General features: G+C 67.2%; 2 protein-coding genes. Both read right to left on the minus strand.

Annotated elements, in window-relative coordinates; all coding sequences use genetic code 11:
- A partial coding sequence (locus EOA29_RS34715; RefSeq protein ID WP_145969993.1) for an FAD-binding oxidoreductase occupies positions 1 to 1,231 on the minus strand: 1,231 nt, incomplete at its 3' end.
- 2 nt (positions 1,232 to 1,233) lie between these two features.
- Positions 1,234 to 1,947, minus strand: a 714-nt coding sequence (locus EOA29_RS34720; protein WP_189479092.1) for a UbiA family prenyltransferase, incomplete at its 5' end; no start/stop codon positions are given.

Genomic DNA, 1,947 nt, shown 5'->3' on the forward strand with positions numbered 1-1,947 from the left:
CAGCGAAGGTTTCGGGCTCGATGCGCGCATCCTGGTAGGGATTGACGGCGCCGCCGGCCTCGACCGTGATGCGGTCGAGTTCGGCGAGCAGCCGCAGCGTCTTTTCACCCCTGTTGGGGAAATCGAGCGTCAGCGTGTAGCCCGGCCGGGGAAACGACAGCAGCGCCGGCGAACGGACGTCACCAAACCGCTTCAGCACCGTCAGGAAGGAGCCTTGCCCGGCCCGCCGCGCCGCCTCGAGCAGGGCCGGCACGGCGCGCCGGGCGACGACCTCCGGCACCACGCTCTGGTGCTGGAAAAGCCCCCGCGGTCCATACAGGCGGTTCCAGTCGCGAACCCCGTCGAGCGGAAAGAAGAAGCCCTGGTAGCCCGCCTGGCGCGCATCGGACGAACGGCCTTTCTTCCACCGATAGGCAGCGTTGAAGGCGGTCAGGAACGGCCGGTTGAGCACGTTGAAGGGCGGCCGCACGGGCACCGAAAGCCGGCTGCCCGCCAGCGCCGCGGCATGCGATCCATGTTCGGCATGGTTGCCGGTCAACAGCAGCCCGCGTCCCCGCCCGTGGCCGCCGGCAAGCTGATCGATCCAGGCAACGGCATATTCGTTGGCGCGGTCGGCCGCATCGGCAAGATCGAAGAATTCGCCGAGGTCGCGAAACCGGGTCACCTTCTCGACGATGTCGAGCGACGGCACGCGCATCAGCCGGATCGAGGCCGACAGGATCAATCCGGTCAAGCCCATGCCGCCGATCGTCGCCATGAACAGATGGGCATTGTCGGTGTCGGAGCAGCGATAGGTCCGGCCGTCGGACCGCAGCAAGGTGAACGATTCGACATGGCAGCCGAACGTGCCGCGCCGGTGGTGGTTCTTGCCGTGGACATCGTTGGCGATGGCGCCGCCGATCGTCACGAACTGCGTGCCTGGAACCACGGCCGGAAAGAAGCCGTAGGGCGCGGCATGCGCGATGATGTCGCAAAGCAGCACACCGGCATCGGCCTCGATCACGCCGGTCTCGGCGTTGAAAGAACGGATACGGTCCAGCGGCCGCATGTCGACGACCATGCCGGCGTCGTTCTGGCAGCTGTCGCCATAGGAGCGGCCATTGCCGTAGCCGATGAGCGAGCCGGGCTTTGCCGCGCCGCTCTTCAACAGCGCAACGGCTTCGTCGGCCGGCATCGCCCGGCGCGCCGGCGGCGTCGTCAGCCCAAAGCTGCCGAAGCGTTCGCCACCCATCCTCACCAGCCCCAGCCTCCGACCATCAGAAGCGCCGCGCCGATGGCAACGACGATCTGGCTGCGCCAGTCGCTGATGATGAAGACGACCGGGTCGTCATGCATCTCGTCGCGGCGCGCGAGGATCCAGACGCGCATGGTGAGGTAGAGCACGATCGGCGCGAGCGGCCAGACCAGCCAGGGATGCGGATAGAGCTCGCGCACCGAGACGCTGTCCATATAGAGCGCCAGCACCAGCGCCGAGGAGAAGGCCGAGGCCATGCCCGCCTGGGCGACGATCTCCTGGTCCTCGGTGCGGTAACCGCGGCCGGCGATCCGCTCGCCGGCGGGGATGGCGGTCGTGCGCAATTCGACGAAGCGCTTCACCAGCGCCAGCGACAGGAAGAAGAAGATCGAAAAGGCGAGCAGCCAGAAGGAAACGTCGACGCCGGTAGCGGCCGCGCCCGCCAAAACGCGGATCGTGTAGAGGCCGGCGAGCGTCAGGACATCGACCAGCAGCATGCGCTTGAACGACAGCGAATAGGCCGTGGTGACCAAGATGTAGCCGCCGAGCACGCCGAGGAACTCGATCGGCAGCAGGCAGCCGGCGGCGATGCCGATCGCTAGCAGCGCAATGATGGCGCCGAGGCCGAACGGGATCGACAGCGCGCCGCTGGCGAATGGCCGGTTGCGCTTGGTCGGATGCTTGCGGTCGAGCGCAAGGTCGAAGAAGTCGTT

This window comes from Mesorhizobium sp. M1E.F.Ca.ET.063.01.1.1 (genome assembly GCF_003998155.1).
Classification (GTDB): Bacteria; Pseudomonadota; Alphaproteobacteria; order Rhizobiales; family Rhizobiaceae; genus Mesorhizobium.